This is a genomic window from Paraburkholderia guartelaensis (assembly GCF_004353905.1).
GTDB lineage: Bacteria > Pseudomonadota > Gammaproteobacteria > Burkholderiales > Burkholderiaceae > Paraburkholderia > Paraburkholderia guartelaensis.
In genome coordinates this window covers 49,741-70,859 of sequence record NZ_SMOD01000019.1, presented here as the reverse complement: position 1 = coordinate 70,859, position 21,119 = coordinate 49,741, and the positions used below count along the sequence as shown (strand labels likewise).

The 21,119-nt window shown below is 66.3% G+C and carries 16 protein-coding genes; 10 read left to right on the top strand and 6 right to left on the bottom strand.

Going from position 1 to position 21,119, the window contains the following annotated elements; translation table 11 throughout:
• The first annotated feature begins 11 nt into the window (after positions 1-11).
• The 5 genes from E1N52_RS23930 to E1N52_RS23910 all read left to right on the top strand — a co-directional run bounded on the left by E1N52_RS23930 (position 12) and on the right by E1N52_RS23910 (position 8,154).
• Positions 12-2,135, top strand: coding sequence for a 3-hydroxyacyl-CoA dehydrogenase NAD-binding domain-containing protein (locus E1N52_RS23930; RefSeq protein ID WP_133185210.1), 2,124 nt, complete (start codon positions 12-14; stop codon positions 2,133-2,135).
• 26 nt (positions 2,136-2,161) lie between these two features.
• Positions 2,162-3,358: an acyl-CoA dehydrogenase family protein gene (locus E1N52_RS23925; protein ID WP_133185209.1), complete on the top strand. Its 1,197-nt coding sequence runs from the start codon at positions 2,162-2,164 to the stop codon at positions 3,356-3,358.
• A gap of 19 nt (positions 3,359-3,377) precedes the next feature.
• Complete coding sequence (locus tag E1N52_RS23920) at positions 3,378-4,514, top strand: acyl-CoA dehydrogenase family protein (RefSeq protein WP_133185208.1); 1,137 nt, start codon at positions 3,378-3,380, stop codon at positions 4,512-4,514.
• A gap of 58 nt (positions 4,515-4,572) precedes the next feature.
• The gene (locus E1N52_RS23915; RefSeq protein ID WP_133185207.1) at positions 4,573-5,787 is read left to right on the top strand and encodes a CaiB/BaiF CoA transferase family protein; all 1,215 of its coding nucleotides are present in this window, start codon (positions 4,573-4,575) and stop codon (positions 5,785-5,787) included.
• Positions 5,788-6,069: 282 nt separating this feature from the next.
• A complete protein-coding gene (locus E1N52_RS23910; protein WP_133185206.1) occupies positions 6,070-8,154 on the top strand; it encodes a VTT domain-containing protein in 2,085 nt (694 codons plus the stop codon).
• 16 nt (positions 8,155-8,170) lie between these two features.
• Here E1N52_RS23910 and E1N52_RS23905 read toward each other — a convergent pair whose 3' ends face one another.
• The gene (locus tag E1N52_RS23905; RefSeq protein ID WP_069261746.1) at positions 8,171-8,443 is read right to left on the bottom strand and encodes a hypothetical protein; all 273 of its coding nucleotides are present in this window, start codon (positions 8,441-8,443) and stop codon (positions 8,171-8,173) included.
• A 148-nt stretch (positions 8,444-8,591) separates the two neighbouring features.
• Between E1N52_RS23905 and E1N52_RS23900 the strand changes: the two genes are divergently transcribed.
• Positions 8,592-9,677 (top strand): Dyp-type peroxidase, encoded by a 1,086-nt coding sequence (locus tag E1N52_RS23900; RefSeq protein WP_133185205.1) that lies wholly within the window; start codon positions 8,592-8,594, stop codon positions 9,675-9,677.
• Positions 9,670-10,470: a family 1 encapsulin nanocompartment shell protein gene (locus E1N52_RS23895; RefSeq protein WP_133185204.1), complete on the top strand. Its 801-nt coding sequence runs from the start codon at positions 9,670-9,672 to the stop codon at positions 10,468-10,470. Before E1N52_RS23900 ends, E1N52_RS23895 begins: the two co-directional genes overlap by 8 nt.
• Positions 10,471-10,567: 97 nt before the next feature.
• On the opposite strand, the gene E1N52_RS23890 is transcribed toward E1N52_RS23895, so the two are convergent.
• Positions 10,568-12,829, bottom strand: a complete 2,262-nt coding sequence (locus E1N52_RS23890) for a TonB-dependent receptor (protein WP_133185203.1) — start codon at positions 12,827-12,829, stop codon at positions 10,568-10,570.
• Positions 12,830-13,064: 235 nt separating this feature from the next.
• Between E1N52_RS23890 and ppnP the strand changes: the two genes are divergently transcribed.
• Both ppnP and E1N52_RS23880 read left to right on the top strand, forming a co-directional pair.
• Entirely contained in the window at positions 13,065-13,385 is a 321-nt protein-coding gene (ppnP, locus tag E1N52_RS23885) for a pyrimidine/purine nucleoside phosphorylase (protein ID WP_133185202.1), read from the top strand.
• Positions 13,386-13,491: 106 nt separating this feature from the next.
• Entirely contained in the window at positions 13,492-14,928 is a 1,437-nt protein-coding gene (locus tag E1N52_RS23880; RefSeq protein ID WP_133185201.1) for a chloride channel protein, read from the top strand.
• A gap of 4 nt (positions 14,929-14,932) precedes the next feature.
• Here the strand turns inward: E1N52_RS23880 and E1N52_RS23875 are convergent, their stop codons facing one another.
• The 4 genes from E1N52_RS23875 to E1N52_RS23860 form a co-directional block, all read right to left on the bottom strand.
• Positions 14,933-16,081 carry an enoyl-CoA hydratase/isomerase family protein gene (locus E1N52_RS23875; protein ID WP_133185200.1) on the bottom strand — a complete coding sequence of 383 codons (1,149 nt, stop codon included), beginning with the start codon at positions 16,079-16,081 and terminating at the stop codon, positions 14,933-14,935.
• 3 nt (positions 16,082-16,084) lie between these two features.
• Positions 16,085-16,870, bottom strand: coding sequence for an enoyl-CoA hydratase (locus E1N52_RS23870; RefSeq protein ID WP_133185199.1), 786 nt, complete (start codon positions 16,868-16,870; stop codon positions 16,085-16,087).
• A 19-nt stretch (positions 16,871-16,889) separates the two neighbouring features.
• The gene (locus tag E1N52_RS23865) at positions 16,890-18,602 is read right to left on the bottom strand and encodes an AMP-binding protein (protein ID WP_133185198.1); all 1,713 of its coding nucleotides are present in this window, start codon (positions 18,600-18,602) and stop codon (positions 16,890-16,892) included.
• A gap of 110 nt (positions 18,603-18,712) precedes the next feature.
• A complete protein-coding gene (locus E1N52_RS23860) occupies positions 18,713-19,846 on the bottom strand; it encodes an acyl-CoA dehydrogenase family protein (protein WP_133185197.1) in 1,134 nt (377 codons plus the stop codon).
• 225 nt (positions 19,847-20,071) lie between these two features.
• Between E1N52_RS23860 and E1N52_RS23855 the strand changes: the two genes are divergently transcribed.
• Positions 20,072-21,073: an AraC family transcriptional regulator gene (locus E1N52_RS23855; RefSeq protein WP_246089198.1), complete on the top strand. Its 1,002-nt coding sequence runs from the start codon at positions 20,072-20,074 to the stop codon at positions 21,071-21,073.
• Positions 21,074-21,119: the final 46 nt, after the last annotated feature.

The following is a 21,119-nucleotide window of genomic DNA, read 5'->3' as shown; positions in this document are numbered from 1 at the left end:
ACAGCATCGCCATGGCATCCGATCCCGTGAACGCCTCCCCCGTCACTCATGAACTGCGCGGCAAGGTGCTGCTCGTCACCGTGGACAATCCGCCCGTCAACGCGCTGGGCGTGGACGTGCGCCGCGGCCTCGCCGCCGCCATCGAGCATGCCGAAGCGAACGACGCCGTGCAGGCCGTGCTGATCGTCGGCGCCGGGCGCAATTTCATTGCCGGCGCGGACATCCGCGAGTTCGGCAAGCCGCCGCAACCGCCCGCGCTGCCCGACGTGTGCAACCGCATCGAGGGCTGCCACAAGCCGGTGATCGCAGCCATTCACGGCGCGGCGCTCGGCGGCGGCCTCGAAGTGGCGCTCGCGGCGCACTATCGGCTCGCCGTGGCGGGCGCGAAGCTCGGCCTGCCTGAAGTGCAGCTGGGCCTGCTGCCTGGTGCCGGCGGCACGCAACGCACGCCGCGCCTGATCGGCGCCGAAGCGGCGCTCTCGCTGATGCTGAGCGGCCGTCATGCGAGCACGCAGGAAGCGCATAAGCTCGGCCTCGTCGACCGGGTGGGCGCGAGCGACGACATTCTCGCCGAAGGCCTCGCCTACGCGCAGGAACTGCTCGCGGGTCATGCGCCGGTGCGACGCACGCGCGACACCCAGGCGCTCGCCGATCGTGCCCAGGCGCAAGCCGCGATCGACGCCGCGCGCGCCGAAACCGCGAAGAAGTCGCGTGGTCTCTTCTCGCCGCTGAAGATCGTTGATTGCGTGCAGGCCGCGCTCGATCTTTCGTTCGACGAAGGTCTGCGCTTCGAGCGCAAGCAGTTCCTCGAATGCCTCGAAAGCCCGCAGCGCGCAGGTCTCGTGCACGCATTCTTCGCCGAGCGCGAAGTGCAGAAGGCCCCTGAAACGAAGAGCGCGAAGCCGCGCGCGATCGAAACCGTCGGCGTGATCGGCGGCGGCACGATGGGTGCGGGCATTGCCGTGGCCGTGCTCGACGCGGGCCTGCCGGTGACGATGATCGAACGCGACGACGCCTCGCTCGCGCGCGGCCGCGCCCATGTGGAAAAGGTCTACGACGGCCTCATCGCCAAGGGCCGCATGAAGCCCGAAGCGAAAGCGCAGATCCTCGCGCGCTTGAGCGGCAGCACCTCGTACGACGCGCTCGCGAACACCGATCTCGTCATCGAAGCCGTTTTCGAGGACATGGCCGTGAAGCAGGCCGTGTTCGCCGAACTCGATCGCGTGTGCAAGCCCGGCGCCGTGCTCGCGACCAACACGTCGTATCTCGACATCGACGCCATTGCGGCGAGCATCAAACGTCCGCAGGACGTGGTGGGCCTGCACTTCTTCTCGCCCGCCAACATCATGAAGCTGCTCGAAATCGTCGTGCCGAAGCAGGTGAGCGCCGATGTGGTCGCCACGGCATTCGAGCTGGCGAAGAAGCTTCGCAAGGTACCGGTGCGCGCCGGCGTGTGCGACGGCTTCATCGGCAACCGCATTCTGGCGGTGTTCCGCACCGCGGCGGATCATCTGATGGAAGACGGCGCTTCGCCGTACCAGATCGACAAGGCCGTGCGCGATTTCGGTTTTCCGATGGGCCCGTACCAGGTGGTCGATCTCGCGGGCGGCGACATCGGCTGGGCCACGCGCAAGCGCCGCGCCGCCACGCGCGACCCGAAGGCGCGCTACGTGCAGATCGCCGACCGCATCTGCGAGCGCGGCTGGTTCGGCCAGAAGACGGGCCGCGGCTTCTATCTCTACCCGGAAGGCGCACGCACGGGCACGCCCGACCCCGAAGTCGCGTCCATCATCCGCGCTGAGCGCGAGCGCGCCGGCGTCGAGCCGCGCAGCTTCAGCGACGAAGCCATCATGCGCCGCTACATGGCCGCAATGATCAACGAAGGCGCGAACGTCGTGCATGAAAAGATCGCGCTGCGCCCGCTCGATGTCGATGTCACGCTGCTCTACGGCTACGGCTTCCCGCGCTATCGCGGCGGTCCGATGAAGTACGCCGATACCGTGGGCCTCGCCAACGTGCTCGCCGATATCCGCGAGTGTGCGAAGGAAGATCCGCTGTTCTGGCGTCCTTCGCCGCTGCTCGTCGAGCTGGTCGCGCGCGGCGAGAATTTCGCGAGCCTCAATCAATCGGCCTGAATGTGCCCTGAAGGAGCTTTTCACACATGGACCTGAAATTCACCGCCGAAGAAGAGGCGTTCCGCAGCGAAGTGCTCGCGTTCCTTAGTGACCACCTGCCGCAGAGCCTTGCCAGCAAGGTGAGCAACGGCCGGCACCTCACGCGCGACGACATGGCGCAATGGCACGCCATCCTCCACGAAAAAGGCTGGCTCGCGAATCACTGGCCGCAGGAATACGGCGGCCCCGGCTGGAGCGCCGTGCAGAAGTTCATCTTCGAGAACGAATGCGCGATCGCGGGCGCGCCGCGCATCGTGCCGTTCGGCGTGAACATGCTCGGGCCCGTGCTCATCAAGTACGGCAGCGAGGCGCAAAAACGCTATTGGCTGCCGCGTATTCTCGACGGCTCGGACTGGTGGTGCCAGGGCTATTCGGAACCGGGCGCGGGCTCGGATCTCGCCTCGCTGCGCACGACCGCCGTTCGTGACGGCGACCACTACGTGGTGAACGGCCAGAAAACGTGGACCACGCTCGGCCACTACGCGAACATGATTTTCTGCCTCGTGCGCACCGCCACCGACGTGCGCAAGCAGGAAGGCATCAGCTTCCTGCTGATCGACATGAACACGCCGGGCATCGAGGTTCGCCCCATCATCACGCTCGATGGCGAACATGAGGTGAACGAAGTGTTCTTCACCGACGTCCGTGTGCCGGTGGAGAACCTCGTTGGCGAAGAGAACAGGGGCTGGACCTACGCGAAATATCTGCTCACGTATGAGCGCACGAATATCGCGGGCGTAGGCTTTTCGGTGGCGGCGCTCGCGCGCCTGAAGCGCGCCGCGCAGAAAATCACGCGCAACGGCAAGCCGCTCGCAGAAGATCCGCAATTCGCGGCGCGCATCGCAAAGGTCGAGATCGATCTGGAGAACATGAAGACGACGAACCTGCGCGTGATCGCTGCGGTGGCGGGCGGTGGCGTGCCCGGTGCGGAAAGCTCGATGCTCAAGATTCGCGGCACCGAGATCCGACAGGAGATTTCCTCGCTGCTGCGCCGCGCGATGGGACCGTATGCCGCGCCGTTCGTCGAGGAAGCGCTCGAAGCAGGCTATGCGGGCGAGGCAATCGGGCCCGACGATGCCGCCAGCGCCGCCGCGCAATACTTCAACAACCGCAAGCTGTCGATTTTCGGCGGCTCCAACGAAATTCAGAAGAACATCATCTCCAAGATGATTCTCGGTCTTTGAGATCTTTGAGAGGCACGCCATGGACTTCCAGCACACAGAAGACCGCCGCATGCTTGCGGATACGCTCAATCGTTTCATCACGGAGCAATACGGTTTCAATACGCGCGATACAATCGCGCGCTCCGAAGAAGGCTTTAGCGCAGACATGTGGCAGCGCTTCGCCGAACTCGGCGTGATCGGCGCGCTGTTCGACGAGGCCGACGGCGGCTTTGGCGGCGCGGGCTTCGATGTCGCGGTGGTATTCGAAGCGCTCGGGCGCGGACTCGTGATCGAGCCGTTCCTCGATACCCTGATCGTGGGCCGCGCGCTCGCCCATGCGGGCAGCGAAACGCAGCGCGCGCGCATTGCCTCGTTCATCGACGGCTCGCAAATCGCCGCGCTCGCGCACGACGAGCCGGGTTCGCACTACGAGGACGCACGCGTGGCGACGCGCGCGGAGAAAAGCGGCGATGGCTGGGTGCTGCAAGGCGCGAAGGGCGTCGTGCAGCACGCGGAACACGCCGACGTGCTCCTCGTTTCGGCGCGTACCGCTGGCGATGCATTCGACGAAGCAGGCATCTCCCTCTTCCTCGTGCCGCGCGAATCAGCGGGCGTGAGCGTGCGTGGCTACGGCAAGATCGATGGCGGCCGCGCAGCGGAAGTGGCGCTCGACAACGTGAAGGTGCATGCCGATGCGCTCGTCGGCGCGCAAGGCAGCGGCTTCGCGACGCTCGAACACGCCCGCGGATACGGCATCGTCGCGCTCGCATCGGAGGCCGTAGGCGCGATGGAGATCGCGCGTGACTTCACGCTCGAATACCTGCGCACGCGCAAGCAGTTCGGTTTGCCCATCGGCAGCTTCCAGGCGCTGCAGCATCGCATGGCGGACGTGCTGCTCGAAATCGAGCAGGCGCGCTCGGCGGTCATCAACGCGGCAGCCGCGATCGACGCGCCGCGCGCGCAGCGCGAACGTGCGCTTTCGGCCGCCAAGTACACGATCGGGCGCATTGGTGCGCGCGTGGCCGAAGAAGCGATCCAACTGCATGGCGGCATCGGCATGACGTGGGAATTGCCGCTCGCGCACTATGCAAAGCGGCTCGTGATGATCGATCATCAGCTTGGCGACGAGGATCATCATCTCGCGCGCTATATCGCATTGGGGCGTGAGGCGGCGTGAGCCATGAAGGGGCAACGGCATACAGTTGCCCCCGACAACGAACCAGGAGTACCTGTTGATGCAGACGGACAAAAACAGCTTGCCTCTATCGGGCGTTCGCGTGCTCGATCTTTCGCGCGTGCTGGCCGGGCCGTGGAGCGCGATGGTGCTCGGCGACCTCGGCGCTGAAGTCATCAAGATCGAGCATCCCGACCGCGGCGACGACACGCGCGACTGGGGCGTGCGCGTCGGCAAGACTGAGACTGCGTACTTCAACAGCGTGAATCGCAACAAGCGTTCGATCACGCTCGATCTGCAAACGCCCGAAGGCCAGCAGATCGTGCGCGAGCTGGCGAAAACCAGCGACATCGTCGTTCAAAACTTCAAGTTCGGCGGCGCGGAAAAGCTCGGGCTCGGCTATGAGCAGTTGAGCGCAGAGAATCCGCGTCTCATCTATTGCTCGATTTCGGGCTACGACCGCACGGGACCCGAAGCGAAACGCCCCGGCTACGACCTCGTCGTGCAGGGCGAAACGGGCCTCATGGCGATGAACGGCGAAGCCGACCAGCCGCCGCTCAAATTCGGTGTGGCGGCCGTGGATCTTTTCACGGGCATGTATTCCGCACAGGCGATGCTCGCCGCGCTCTACGAGCGCGAGCGCACGGGCCGCGGGCGCCACATCGAAATGGCGCTGTTCGACTGCGGCCTCATGATTACCGCTTACTACGGCCTCGAAGCGCTGCTGATCGGCGAGGACCCGCCGCGTTACGGCAATGCGCACCCGTCGATCGTGCCGTATGGCGTGTTCGATGCGGCCGATGGTCCGCTCGTCATCACCGTCGGCAACAACGCGCAGTTCGAGCGCTTTTGCCGCGAAGTGATCGAGCGCGCCGATCTCGCCGACGACGCGCGCTACAAGACCAACATCCTGCGCGGGCAGAACCGCGATACGCTCGTGCCCGAACTCACGCGCGAACTGGGCAGCCGTCCGCGCAAACTGCTGCTCGAACGGCTCGCGCGCGCGGGCATTCCGTGCGGCGAAGTGGCGGGCTTGCGCGAGGCGCTGCTGTCGCCGCGCGCAACGCTTGGCGGGCTCGTCACGCAACAGCCGCATCCGCATACCGAAAGCGGCACGACGCCGGTACTCGCGCCGCCGTGGCGCTTCGACGGCGAACGCATGCCCGTGCGGCACGCGCCTCCGCAACTGGGCGAAGGCACGCAGGAGGTCTTGCAGTCGATGCTCGGTTATTCGGCGGAACAACTGGCCGGGTTGAAAGAGAAAGGCGTTATCTGAATCTGGTCCCGGTCGTGCCGGGACTCGCTGGCTCACCCAGCTGATACGCCGCCCAATCCGTCGCCCCCCTTGAGCGTCGCCGCCGCGCGACGCGGCCCCGTCTTCGCACCCTCTCTGCGCCCCGCCTGGCCTCGTGTCGCACGTAGTTGCGCGCGCCCGGTTATATTGCGCCTGATGGTCTCGCACGCCGCTTGCGGCTAGTTGCGCAAGGCCGGTGCGAACCGGCACCCGCCCGATCTCGCGCCCTTCCCGCGAGCCCCAGCAAACGAACCCGCCCCGCTCATGGAGCACGCCTACGATCATTTGCTGCACCTTCTCGCCGCGCACGCTACGTGGACGCTCGCCTTTGTCGTGGTCGCCGCTTTCCTCGAATCGCTCGCGTTCGTCGGCACCTTCATTCCAGGCAGCACGGCGATGTTCATTGCCGGCGCGTTCGCCGCCACGGGCACGATCAACCTCGGCTGGCTCTTCGTCTGCGCCATTGCGGGCGCCGTGGCAGGCGACGGCGTGAGCTTCTGGATCGGCCATCGCTACCGCGGCTCGCTGGCCCAGATGTGGCCGTTCAGCCGCCACCCCGCCATTCTCGAGCGCGCGCACGCTTACTTCGTGAGCCACGGCACGCGCAGCGTGATCCTCGCACGCTTCATCGCGCCGCTGCGCGCCGTGGTGCCGATCGTCGCGGGCATGGCCGGCATGAAGCCCATGCGCTTCTTCATGATGAACGTGATCTCCGCGCTCATCTGGGCGCCCGCGCATATCGTGCCCGGCGTAGTGTTCGGCGCATCGCTCCAGCTCGCAGGCGCGGTGTCGTTCCGGCTCGTGGTCGTCATCGGCATCGTCGCGCTCGCGGTCTGGCTCATCTGGCGCTTCGTGCGCATGCTGCTCCTGCACATCGACAACTGGGCCGGTGCGTCGCGGCGCAGCGCTGCTGAGTGGGCGGCGCAGCATCCCGGGCGGGCCTCGAAGCGCATCGCCCGCCTGCTCGATCCGGCACAGCCCGCGCTCGCCCCCGTCATCGTGATCACGGGCCTCGTGCCGGTCTGCGCGGCCGTGTTTTCCTACGTGCTCGGCAACGTGCTGCGCGGCGCGCCGCTCGTGCAGATCGACCAGTCCGTGCGCCAGTTCCTGCAGTCGATCCGCACCACCTGGGCCGACGCGGCCCTCGCGCGCGTCGAAACGCTCGGCAGCACCTGGACGCTCGCGGCGCTCGTCGCGACGGTAGGCATCTGGATGGTGCTGGAGCGGCGTTGGCGCACCATCGCTTACTGGATGATTGCGGCGGCTGTTTCGCAATTGCTCATCCTCATCCTGCGCTTCGTGATCCACCATACGTCGCCGGGCGGCGGCCAGGCCGTCGAGGCCTATGTGTTCCCGAGCGATCGCGTGTCGTCGATGGTGATCGTCTACGGTTTCGTGATGTTCCTGCTCGTGCGCCGCGCGAGCATGCTGGAGGCCGCGCTCGTTGCCGCGCTCGGCAACGGGATCATCGTGGCGGTGGCGTTCGCCGGGCTCTATTTCGACCGCTTCCTGTTCTCGGACGCCATCGGCGGCGCGGCCTTCGCCGCGATCTGGGTGGCGATCGTGGTGCTCACCTCGCTCTGGCGCTACCCCAAGCGGCCGCCGCAACGCGCATACGTGCCGCCCATCGTGCTCCTCGTGCTGGTCGGCGCCGTCCTGCTGCAGACGGTGCCGGCCGGGCGCACGCCCGCGCCGCCCACGACCGCGGCGGCGGCGCCGCCTGTCGTCCTCTCGCAAATGCAGTGGAGCGATTCGCTGTGGAGGACGTTTGCGTGCTATCGCTTCGACATGAAAGGCGCGCGCCGCGAGCCGATGACGATCCAGTGGGCCGCGAGCGCCGACGACCTGCGCACGGCACTGCGCGACGCGGGCTGGGCCGAAGGTCCACAGATCTCGGTGAGAAGCGTGCTGTCGCTCGTCGCACCGAATGTGGACGTAATGTCGCTGCCGCTGCTGCCGAAGCTGAACAACGGCCTGCCCTCGCCGCTCGTGTTCGCCCGCGCGCGCCTCGCCGGGAAACCCGGCGACGCAGGCGAGCCGGGCAGCCGCCGCGACGTGCTGCGCTTCTGGCCATCGGGCTACGCGCTCGCGCCGCGGCGCATTGGGAACGGCGGCAGTGGCGATGGCCACGCGAGCGACGGGGAGCCCACGCCGATCTGGGTCGGCTCGCTCGTCCACGAGCGGCTGCGGCGCGGGTCGTGGCCGTTCAATGTGGTCACGACCTACCCCGACGACGTCGCTGACCTCAGCGCCCCCGGCCAGCCGGCGGGCTGGCGTACGCTCGCGCTGCCGGGCGAGGTGAGCTGCGAAGGACGGCCCGTGAAGCTGATCGTGCAGGGCGGCCGCTGAAAGGGAAATTGAAGGCTCAGGCCGTGCTCTCGGCCCAGCTTCCCGTGGCATGGAAGCGGTCGATGCGCTTGCGGGCGTCCGCGTAGGCGGCGTCGAGCGCGGCGTCGGGGCCGGTGTAGTTGCGCATCATGTCGTGAAAGCGCACGCTGCGCCCTTCGACATGGGCGTCCGCGCCGTGGCGGCAGATGTAGCCGCTGTAGTGGAACAGCGGCTCGGGCGCGCGCGGCCCGAACGCCGGAATCGGCAGCACCCAGATCTCGAAGCCTTCATGCTCGGTGTGGTCCCACATGGTGCGTCTCCACGATGGCCATGACACCAACATCCTCGCACGGCACCCCTCTCGCCTGCAAACGGCCCTTTTCCCCGAGTTTGGCTAAACTATGCGGGCACAGCAGAACCCAAACCCGACTCTGGACTCACAAGCGATCCCCCACATCATGACGCCGGCCTCTCTCACGCAGGAACCGCAGTCCGTCTCCAGCGCCGTCACGCGCAATGCCTTCTTTATCGTGGCGACCGTCAACGAAGACGCCGCGAGCCGCGCCACCGTGCGCGCCTGGTGCGCCGACGTCGCCAACCTCGTGCGCGCGGTCGGCAAGCGCGTACCCGCCGGCAATCTGTCGTGCGTGGTCGGCTTTTCGTCCGACGCATGGGACAAGCTGTTCGGCGAGCCGCGCCCGGCCGGGCTGCACCCGTTCCGCGAATTCGGCACGGGCGAGCGCAAAGCCATCGCCACGCCCGGTGACATCCTGCTGCATATTCGCGCCGACGAAACCGACCTGTGCTTCGAGCTGGCCACGCAGCTCATGACGCGCCTGGAAGGCGCCGTCACGACCGTGGACGAAGTGCACGGCTTTCGCAACTTCGACATGCGCGCGATGATCGGCTTCGTCGACGGCACCGAGAATCCGACGGGCAACGAAGCCGTTCATTTCACGGTGATCGGCGAAAACGAAGATCCCGAATTCTGCGGCGGCAGCTACGTGCTCGTGCAGAAGTACATGCATGACATGAAAGGCTGGAACGCGCTTTCCGTGGAGGCGCAGGAGCACATCATCGGCCGCACCAAGCTCCAGGACATCGAACTCGACGAAGCCGTGAAGCCGAGCTGGTCGCACAGCTCGCTCACCACGCTCGAAGACGACGCGGGCAACGAGATCAAGATCCTGCGCGACAACATGCCGTTCGGCCGGCCCGGCTCCGCCGAATTCGGCACCTACTTCATCGGCTACGCGCGCTCGCCCGAGCCGATCGAACAGATGCTCGAAAACATGTTCGTCGGCCTGCCGCCCGGCAACTACGACCGGCTGCTCGACTTCAGCCGCGCCGTCACGGGGGGCCTCTTCTTCGTGCCGTCGCAGACGCTGCTCGAAGCGCTCGCCGAAGTCGACCCGGGCGCCGCGCCCACCATCGAGGTGAGCGCCGCCAACGCATCAGAAACAGAAACCGAGTCTGCCGCCGCGCCCAGCACGGACGGCTCGCTCGCCATCGGATCCCTCAAAGGAGCACCCCGGTATGAATAACCTCCATCGCGAGCTGGCGCCCATTTCCACGGCCGCGTGGTCGCAAATCGAAGAAGAAGTTGCGCGCACCTTCAAGCGCTCGCTCGCGGGCCGCCGCGTCGTGGACGTCGAGGGCCCCGGCGGCCCGGCGCTTGCGGCAGTCGGCACCGGCCACCAGAACGGCATCGAAGCGCCGCTCGAAGGCATCCGTGCGCGCCAGCGCGAAGTGAAGGCGATCGTGGAACTGCGCATACCGTTCGAACTTTCGCGCGAAGCCATCGACGACGTCGAGCGCGGCGCAGAAGACTCCGACTGGCAGCCGGCCAAGGACGCGGCCACGCGCCTCGCGTTCGCGGAAGACCGCGCGATTTTCGACGGCTACACGGCCGCGCAGATCACGGGCATTCGCGAAGGCTCGTCGAACCCGATCCTGCCGATGCCCGCCGACATCGCCGACTACCCCACGGTCATCGCCAAGGCGCTCGAGCAGTTGCGCCTGCAAGGCGTGGACGGCCCGTATGCGGTGCTGCTCGGCTCCGACGCGTACACGGCGGTGAGCGAAGCGAGCGACATGGGCTATCCGATTCTCGAGCACATTCGCCGTCTCGTGAATGGCGAGATCATCTGGGCGCCGGCCATCGAGGGCGGCGCGATCCTGAGCACGCGTGGCGGCGATTTCGCGTTCCACCTCGGGCAGGACGTGTCGATCGGCTATTCGTCGCATGACGACAAGAGCGTGAAGCTGTATCTGCAGGAAAGCTTCACGTTCATGATGCTGACTGCCGAGGCTTCGGTGGCGGTGAAGCCGGAGTAAGCCTGCGCTGATTCTCGCAGGCCACGAAAAAGGGGCGCTCATTTCGAGCGCCCCTTTTTTCATGACTCGCCGTTACCGCCGCTAGCGGCGTTCGCGATCACTGATAGAAGTTCACCGTCACGACCGCCGAGCGGCCCGGCGCCCAGGTTGCGTAGATCGGATAGGCGCTCTGGTAGTACTCCTTGTCGAAGATGTTGTTCACGTTGAGCTGCAGATCGACCTTCTTCGACACACGCCACGTCGCCGCAGCATCGAAGCGCGCATAGCCCGGTGTCCACTTGCGCGACGTCGCCGAAACCGATGCATACGTCAGGCTCGAAACCGTTGCGCCCGCACCCACCGTGAGCTTCGGCAACACGTCGTAGCTCGTCCACAGCGTGAAGTTGTGCTTGGGCACCATCACCATCGGCAAGCCGGAGAGCGTCGGGCTGGCCGGGCCTGCATCGGTCGTGATCGCATCGAGGTACGAATAGCCGCCGAACACCGACCACTTGTTCGTCACGTTGCCCGCGAAGCCGAATTCGAAGCCGCGCACTCGCTGCGAGCCCGCGTTGATTGTGCCGCCCAGGCCGTCGCTCACGCGCGCATTAGTCTTGTCGGTCTGGAACAACGCCGTGGTGAGCGAGAGGCGCTGATCGAGCACGTCCCACTTCGCGCCCACTTCGATGTTGCGCGAGCGCTCGGGCGCGAGGTCCTTGTTCGTGGCCGTGATCTGGTCCGTGCCGCCGCCGAGACCCGAATTCGAGCCCGGTGGATTCGCCGAAGTGCCGTACGACGCATAGAGGCTCAAGGTCGGCACCGGCTTGAACACGAGGCCGAACTGGTAGCTGAAGAGATTCGACGTGTTCGACAGATCGGCCACGCCCGCCTGCTGTGCGCTCACGTCATAGCGATCGAAACGCAAGCCCGCGTTGAAGATCCAGCGCTCCGAAAGCTGCACGCTGTCGAACATGTACGCCGAAGCGATATTCGTCTGCGTATGCGTGGCAGGTCCGGGGAAGCTCTTGTCGCCGTTGAGGACGATGCTGCCCGTCCACGGGTTATTCGGGTTCCAGTTGTTGATCGACGCGCAGTTGTACGCAACCGAGCACGGGCCGCCCGAGCGGATGTTATTGCCCGCCGAATCGGTCACGAGGTAGCCCTCGTACAGGTCCTGCTCGTGGCTGAATTCCACGCCCGCCGTGAACGTGTGGCGCATGCCGTAGAGATCGAACTTGCCGTTCGCTTCGGTCTGGTTCGCGACACTGTTGGTCGCGTACTTGCCGCTCTTGGCCTGCAGGCTGAGGATGTTCGAGGTCGCGTTCGTCAACTGCGGATTGGTCGCCACATAGTCGAGTGTCGAGCGGCCGAACATCGTCGTGTTCTTGATCTTCCACGCGTCGTTGATGCGGTGCTCCACCTTCACTTCGCCCGTATCGGTCTGGCCGTAGCGGTAGTCGCGCGAGTTCAGGCCGTAGAACTGGCCACGGTTGGACGACACGGGAGTGCCGCCCGTCGAGCGGAACGGCACGCTGAAGTCGGGCATGTCGTAGGTGTTCAGGTGGTAGTAGCTCACCGTGACCGTGGTCGGCGTGTTCAGGCCGAACGCGATCGAGGGCGCCACGCCCCAGCGCTTGCTGTACACGTCGGTGCGACCGGCCTGGTCGGCGTCGTGGCCCATGGCGTTCAGGCGGAACGCGGTGGTGTCGTTGAGCGTCTGGTTCCAGTCGATGGTGGCGCGCTTGTAGCTATCGGTGCCAAGGCCCACGCTGCCATTGATGAAATTGTCGGCCTGCGGCGTTTTCGTCGTGATGTCGATGCTGCCGCCGACCGACCCGCGCCCGGCATACACCGAGTCCGGGCCCTTGATGATGCTGATGTTCTGCACGTCGAAGGTTTCGCGGTTCTGCACGCCCGAGTCGCGCATGCCGTCCACGAAGATCGAGTTGCGCGACTCGAAGCCGCGAATCACGGGCCGGTCCGCAGACGGATTCGCCGCCGCGTCGCCGCCGAGGAACGTGATGCCGGGCACCGTGCGCAGCGCGTCCTGGAACGTCGTGACGTTCTTCTGCTTGAGCACCTCCTCAGGAATCACCGTGATGGAGCGCGGCGTGTCGATGAGCGGCGCGGTGAACTTGTACGACTCGAGCGTTTTGGTCTGCATGTCGGAAGGCGCCGAAACGACCTTCACCGCGGGCAGCGTGCTTTCGGCGGCCGCGGCGGACGATGCAGGCGTGGCTGCCGCTGCGCTCGCGGCGGCGGGACTATCGGCAGCGGGCGCGGTTTGCGCGTGTGCGAGAGGCGAGGCGAAGAAACCGGAGCAATAGAGCGCAGCGACGGAGGCGATGGCACGCATCCGGGTCGGGAAATGGACGGACATGAGTAGGCGAGTTGGTCGGCGAATTGTCGTAGTTGCAAATGCGCATGATTCTCATTTGTGATATCGATTGTAATAACTCGTCATTTGTTTGTAAATATTCAATTCGCAATTCGTACGGCGGCACGGCGGTGCCATGCGCCCGCCGCGCCCGACTGCCGGTATGATGGCGGCCTTGCCCCGGACGACGCGTCGTCCCGGCGCCCGGTTCCATTCACGAAGACAGAGGAAGACCGCCATGACGGCAGCAGCACAATTCGACCAGGTTTCCGTAATCAAACGCGCCAACGTCTACTTCGACGGCAAGTGCGTTTCGCATACCGTGCTGTTCGCCGACGGCTCGCGCAAGACGCTCGGCGTGATCCTGCCGGGCACGCTGAACTTCGGCACCGACGCCCCCGAACTGATGGAAGTGCAGGCCGGCCAGTGCCGCATCCGCCTGGAAGGCAGCGACGAGTGGAAGACCTACAGCGCCGGCGAGTCGTTCTCGGTGCCGGGCAAGAGCCGTTTCGACATCGAAGTGGTCGAGACGCTCGACTACGTTTGCAGCTACCTGTAAGCGCTGCATCGATTCGAACGCCCGCCGCGTGACTCGCGGCGGGCGTTTTCGCTTTTGCCGGGTGCGCTGAACGCGCTGGACGCGCCGCCCCCATGCCCTCGCTACAATGGGCGCCAGCCCGTCGCCTGGCGACTCCCACGCTTGTCTTCCCGCCGTGTCATCCCTCACACCCCAACCCTCGCCGCGCCCTCGCGCCAACGCAGATCGTCCGCCTCCACGCAGCCCGCTCGTCACGCTGGCGATCGTGACCGTGCTCACCGGCATCGGCGCGGGTCTCTCCGGCATGCTGCTCGCGCTGCTGCTGCACGCGATCCAGCACGTCGCCTATGGCTACGGCGCGGGGCACATCATTAGCGAGGAGAGCTTTCTGCAGGGCGTGACGGATACCGCGCCCTGGCGGCGCGTCGCGGTGCTCGTGGCGTGCGGGCTGATCGGCGGAGGCGGATGGTGGGCGCTCTATCGCTACGCACGCCCGCTCGTGAGCATCAGTGCGGCGATCAAGCCGGGCGGCAAGCGCATGCCCATTTTTGCGACCACCGTGCACGCGCTGCTGCAGATCGTGACCGTCGCGATGGGTTCGCCGCTCGGGCGCGAAGTCGCGCCGCGCGAGATCGGCGCCGCGTTCGCGAGCTGGCTCGCGAAGCAAACGGGTCTCACCGCTGCGGAGCGCCGCGTGATGATCGCGTGCGGCGCAGGTGCGGGGCTCGCGGCGGTCTACAACGTCCCGCTGGGCGGTGCGATGTTCGTGCTCGAAGTGCTGCTCGGCACGTTCGGCTGGTCTGTGGCGGTGCCCGCGATCAGCACCTCGGCCATTGCGGCCGTGATCGCATGGATCGGTCTCGGCGACGCGCAGCAATACCACTTGCCCGCCTATGGCATCAATGCGCAGCTCGTGGTGTGGTCGGTGCTTTGCGGGCCGCTGTTCGGCGCGGCCGCGCACGCTTTCTCACGCGTGACGAGCCGCGCGCGCGACGCCTCGCCCAAAGACTGGCGGCTGCCGCTCTACACGCTGGTGAATTTCGCGGGCATTGGCCTGCTGGCCATCTGGTTTCCGCAGTTGCTCGGCAACGGCAAGGGCGCGGCCGGCCTGAGCTTCGACGACAATCTCGGCATCGGCCTCGCGGCCACGCTGCTCGTGCTGCGCGTGTTCATCACGACGACCACGTTGCGCGCGGGCGCCAAGGGCGGCCTGCTCACGCCGGGGCTCGCGAACGGCGCGCTGCTCGCCATCGTGATCGCGGGGCTCGTGAATCACGTGTGGCCGGGTCTATCGCCGGGTGCATTTGCGATCGTCGGCGCGGGTGCGTTTCTCGCGTCCTCTATGCAGATGCCGATCACCGCGACCGTGCTGATTCTCGAATTCACTCACGCGAATCACGATCTTGCGATTCCGCTGCTGCTCGCCGTGGCAGGTTCGGTCGCCACGTTGCGGCTGCTGACGCGTGCGCAGGGTCCTTCTCACGGCACGCCAGCAGCTGGCGCCGAACGTGAACTGCGGCTCGCCGCCCTGCGCGAGCCGTCGGCGCGCGAGTCGTCCGACTGAACCGTTATGCGCCGAGGTCCGCCAGCGGATGCGCCTCGCCGCGCCACGGCGACGCAAGAAAATGCTGCACGCGTTCGGTCCGCACTTCGACGAGCGTGGCGGGCGCCCAGCGCGGCTTGCGGTCCTTGTCGACGAGATGCGCGCGCACGCCCTCACAGAAGTCACCCTCTTCGATCGCACGGCCAACGATGCCAAGCTCCATGCGGAAGCATTCGGCGAGCGTCATCTGGCGGCCTCGCAACAGCGCTTCGCGCGTGACTTCGAGCATCGTCGGCGAATAGTGTGTGAGCGCTTCGAGTGTGGCTTCGAGCCACGCTTGTTCGGCATGCGAGTGTTCGCTTTCGAGGTCGGCGCGCAGCGAGGCGACGATCTGTTCGACACGCAGACGGCGGTCGAAGTGCCGCACGATGAGCGGCGTGAAGGAAGCGAGCGCTCCATCGTTAGCCTCGTGACACGGCGCGATGAATACTTCGCGCAACGAAGCATGCACATCGCCTGACCATTGCGCCGCCCGCAGACGCGCCTCGTAGCCATCGAGCCATTCGCCCGGCACGCAGGCGTCGGCAAGGCCGCAATGCAGCGCGTCCGCGCCGCTGAGCATCGCGCCGGTCAAACCCACGTAAAGCGCCATCTCCACCGGCATCTTCGCGAGGAAGTGCGTCGCGCCCACATCGGGCAAGAGGCCAATACGCGTTTCCGGCATCGCGATCTTCGTGCGCGAAGTCGCCACGCGCAGCGCCGCCGCCTGGCCGAGACCCATGCCGCCGCCCATCGTCACGCCGTCGAGGAGCGCGACGAGCGGCTTGGAAAACGTATGCAGCGCGTAGTCGAGGCGATATTCGTCGACGAAGAACTGCTGCCAGCCGTTTGCGCCTTCGCGCGCCTTCTCGCGTGCAAGCCGATAGATCGCGCGCACGTCGCCGCCCGCGCAAAAGCCTTTCGGTCCCGCACCTTCCAGCACGAGCGCGACGATGCCGTCGTCCGTGCGCACGCGTTCCAGCAGCACGGCCAGTTCGCGCACCATGGCGTGCGAAAGCGCATTGAGCGCAGCGGGCCGGTTGAGCGTGACGATCGCCACGCGATTGACCACGCGGAACAGCACCTCCTTTTCGGCTTCCGTTGCAGCCTGGGCGGAAGCGGGTGTTGCATTCATTGCCTAGTTCTCCGTTTCAATATGCCAGCGTGGCTTGCGCTTCTCCAGAAACGCGTTGACGCCTTCGCGCTGGTTGGGCGAATCGAACAGATCGACGAAGCGCTCGCGCTCGACCGCGAGCGCCGCGCCGCGCGGCACGCCGTTGCGCGCCTGATGGATCAGCGACTTGCTGAAGGTGACCGCTTGCGGGCTCAAGCCCGCCACACGAGCGGCCATCGCGAGCGCGGCCTCGCGCGCGCCGCCCGTTGCGACGACTTCCTCCACGAGACCGATGCGCAGCGCCGTTTGCGCGTCCACGCGCTCGCCCGTGAGGATGATGCGCTTGGCCCAGCCTTCGCCCACGAGCCAAGGCAAGGTCTGCGTGCCGCAGCCAGAGGGCAGCAATCCCACGGCAGGCTCAGGCAGCGCGAGTTGCGCATGCGCCTCGGCAATGCGGATATCGCACGCTAGCGCGCACTCCAGGCCGCCGCCCATCGCATAGCCGTTGATCGCCGCGATGACCACGGGCCGCGCGTGCTGCAGCGCCTCGAATGCCGCGCCGAACGCGCTCGCCGCCGTGCGTGCGACCTCGCGATCGCCACTGGCGAAGGCATTGAGGTCGGCGCCCGCGCTGAAGAACTTCGGCCCGCTGCCGGTGATGACGACCGCGCGCACCTGCGGCTCGCGATCAAACGCCTCGACGACCTGCTGGAGCTGACGCAAGCCGTCGACCGTAAAGGCATTCGCAGGCGGCCGCGAAAGCGTGAGCAGGGCCACCGCGCCTTCATGCGCGTACTCGAATTCGATCATTTCGGACTCCGTTTGGATATCAGCGCAGCTCGGGGAAATCCTCTTCCCAGTACTCGTCGGGCTGGCGCGCGGGTTCGGCGCTGCGCTCCATTTCGCGCCGGCGCAGCTCGACGCGGCGGATCTTGCCCGAGATGGTCTTGGGCAGGTCGCTGAACTGCAGGCGGCGAATGCGCTTGTACGGCGCGAGCTTTTCGCGCGAGAAGCGGAACACCTCGCGTGCGAGTTCGGGGCCCGCCTCAAAGCCCTGACGCACGATGACAAAGGCCTTCGGCACGGACAGGCGCAGCTCGTCCGGACTCGGCACGACCGCCGCCTCGGCGATCGCCTCGTGCTCGATCAGCACGCTTTCCAGTTCGAACGGGCTCAGGCGGTAATCGGACGACTTGAACACGTCGTCGGCGCGGCCCACGTAGACGTAAGAGCCGTCGTCGCGACGCAGGGCAACATCGGACGTGTGGTAGTAGCCGTTGCGCATGGCGTACTCGCTCGCCTTTGCGTTGTTCGCGTAGCCCGTCATCAGGCCGAGCGGACGGTGAACGAGCGGCAGCGCGATTTCGCCCTCGCTCGCGGGCCGATCGTCGGCATCGACGAGTTCCACGCGATAGCCCGGCAGCGGCCGTCCCATCGAGCCCGCCACCACGGGCTGGCCCGGCGAATTGCCGATCTGGCAGGTCGTTTCGGTCTGGCCGTAGCCGTCGCGGATCGTAATGCCCCACGCGTGACGTACGCGCTCGATGATCTCGGGATTGAGCGGCTCGCCCGCGCCCACGATCTCGCGCAGTTTCACCGCATACGCTGCGAGCGGCTCCTGCACGAGCATGCGCCACACCGTGGGCGGCGCGCACAGCGTGGTCACACCGCATTGCACGAGCGCGGCAAGCGTGTCTTTCGGCACGAAGCGCGCGTAGTTGTAGACGAACACGCAGGCCTGCGCGTTCCACGGTGCGAAGAAGCAACTCCACGCATGCTTGGCCCAGCCCGGCGAACTGATGTTCCAGTGGACGTCGCCGGGCATGAGGCCGATCCAGTACATCGTCGAAAGGTGGCCGACGGGGTAGCTCTCGTGCGTGTGTTCGACGAGCTTCGGCTTCGAGGTCGTGCCCGAGGTGAAATAGAGCAGGAGCGGGTCGGAGGCGCGCGTCGGGCCGTCGGGTTCGAACGCGGGGCTCGCTTCGTACGCGCGCGAAAGATCGATCCAGCCTTTACACGCATCGGGCGCCGCGCCCACCGCAATGCGCTTCACGCCTGGATCGAGCGCATCGAATTTGCCGAGTTCGGCGGCGTCCACGACGACGTAGCGCGCACCGCCCGTTTCCACGCGCTCGCGCACGTCGTCGGGCGAGAGCTGCGTCGTGGCGGGCAGCACGATGGCACCCAGCTTCATCGCCGCCAGCATCACGTCCCAGAGTTCGACGCGATTGGGCAGCATCAACAGCAAGCGGTCGCCACGCGCAACGCCATGCTCGCGCAGAAAATTCGCCATGCGCGACGAGCGCTCCGACATCTGCGCGAACGAATAGCGCGTGCCGCCGTCCGCGAGGTCGTCGACGATCCAGAGCGCCGGGTTGTCGTTGCCGCGCGCCATCACGTCGAAGTAGTCAAGCGCCCAGTTGAACGCGTCGAGCTTCGGCCACGCGAATTCGTCGTACGCGCGTGCGTAGTCGGTGCGGTGACGCAGCAGTAGTTCGCGTGCGTCGATGAAGGCCTGCGCGGAAGGGGTGAACCCGGTCATCGTCGTCTCCTGTCGAGCCGGAGTTAGTGCTTTATCACTTACTCCGGTCCCATACATAGCTATGGCGCATACGCGCTCGCTTATTATTGCTTCGTCTTCCTCACTTCATTTCAAAGCTGCCGTGCAATCACCATCCTCTGCACTTCGCTCGTGCCTTCGTAGATCTGCGTGATGCGTGCGTCGCGGTAGTGACGCTCCACCGGATAGTCGTTCAGGAAGCCGTAGCCGCCATGAATCTGAATCGCGTGGGAGCACACTTCCTCGGCCATTTCGGAAGCATAAAGCTTGGCCTGCGAAGCCTCGGAAAGACACGGCTTGCCGAGCGTACGCAGCCGCGCTGCGTGATGCACGAGATGACGCGCGGCGTTGATGCGCGTCTGCATGTCCGCGAGCAGGTTGGCCACGCTCTGATGCTTGATGATGGGCTCGCCGAACTGCACGCGTTCGTGCGCGTACGCACGCGCCGCATCGAAGGCCGCGCGCGCGATGCCAAGCGCCTGCGCGGCAATGCCAATGCGTCCGCCTTCGAGATTCGCGAGCGCGATCTTCAACCCTTCGCCGCGCTGGCCGAGCAGATTCGCTTCGGGAATCGCGCAGTCGACGAGCGAGATCGGGCAGGTGTCCGACGCGCGGATGCCCATCTTCTTCTCATGGGGCCCGACGTTGAAGCCAGGCGTTTCGGTCGGCACGATGAACGCGGAAATGCCGCGCTTGCCGGCGTCGGGATCGGTCACGGCGAACACGATGGCAATGTTCGCGCGCGAGCCGTTGGTCACGAACTGCTTGTTGCCGTTGAGCACCCACTGGCCGTCGCGCAGCTCGGCGCGCGTTCGCAGGTTGCTCGCCTCGGAGCCTGCCTGCGGCTCGGTCAGGCAAAACGCGCCGATCAGCTCGCCGCTCGCGAGCTTGCCGAGCCAGCGGTCCTTTTGCGCGTCGGTGCCGAACTGCAGGATCGGCCCGCAGCCCACCGAGTTGTGCACGCTCACGAGCGTCGCGCACGAGGCGCAGCCGGCCGCGATCTCCTCCATGGCGAGCGCGTAGGCCACGTAGTCGGTGTACGAGCCGCCCTGCTCCTGCGGCACGATCATGCCGAGAAAGCCCAGCTCGCCCAATTGCTTGACGACCTCGTCGGGCAGCTTGCCGTCGCGGTCCCATTGCGCCGCGTTCGGCGCCAGTTGCCCGCTCGCAAAGTCGCGCGCGGCGTCGCGAATCATGCGCTGGTCGTCGGTATAGAACTCGTCCATGTGTGTCCCCTTCCTGTGTCTCTTGCGCTTGCCTTCCACTTTGGCGCGATGCGGCCCCGGCGGCAAGGCTTACGAAAAGTGTAGGCACGCGAGCGGCCGTATTCGATGCCCGCCACGCTCAAATTCGCTGATCGGATTTACCATATCGGCTGCGATAACCCCTTGGGAGGCGGCTCTGTGCAGCCAGCGAGAATCCAGACACTGAGCGAAAAAGGCACGATCTCGATGAGCCTCGTCAACGAGACGCTCGCGCTGGCGCGCGCTGGCGGCCTCGAAACCGCACCGCTCACCGATGCCGCCGGCATCGCGACGGCCGTGCTGCTCGCGCCCGAGGCGCGCGTGAGCGCGGCGCAATATGGCCAGTTATGGTCTGGCATCGCGCGCGCGCTCGACGACGAATTCTTCGGCCAGGATTCGCGCGCGATGAAAAGCGGCAGCTTCATCGCCATGACGCACTCGGCGCTCGGCGCCCGCACGGGCCGTCATGCGCTGCAGCGCGCCGTGCACTTCATGCGGCTCGTGCTCGACGATCTATCGGGCGAGATCGACATCGACGCCACACGGGTGCGCGTCACGCTCTCGCATCGCGTGGGCAAACCCACGCCCACGATGTTCGCGTACGCCACCTGGTTCATCCTCGTCTATGGGCTCGTGTGCTGGCTCGTGGGGCGGCGCATTCCGCTGCTCGCGGCGCGCTTTCGCTGCCCGCAGCCGGGCGCCGTGCACGAATACCAGCTCATGCTCTGCGACGACATGACATTCGATCAGCCGGCCACCTGGTTCGAATTCGCGCCCGGCTTTCTCGAATTGCCCGTGATCCAGACCGCCAGCTCGGCACGGGCGTTTCTGCGCAACGCACCCGGCAACTTCGTCGTGAAGTACCGCAATCCGGGCTCGTTCGCGGCGCGCGTGCGACGCGCGCTGCGCGCACTGCCCGTCACCGCGTGGCCCGACGCCGACGCCATCGCGCAACGCCTGAACGTGGCGCCCGCCACGCTGCGCCGGCGGCTGAGCCAGGAAGGCCACAGCTGCCAGTCGATCAAGGACGAACTGCGCCGCGACCTGGCGATCGCGGCGCTGCGGGAACCGGGCCGCTCGGTCGCAGACGTCGCCGCCGCGGTCGGGTTCGCGGAGCCCAGCGCGTTTCATCGGGCGTTCCGCAAGTGGACCGGACAGCGCCCGACCGACTACCGCGCAGCAAGCGCTCTATCGAAGCGCGGCGCGTAACCAAAGAAGGCTTCGATCCCCCTTTCTGTTATTGAGATAGCGCCTA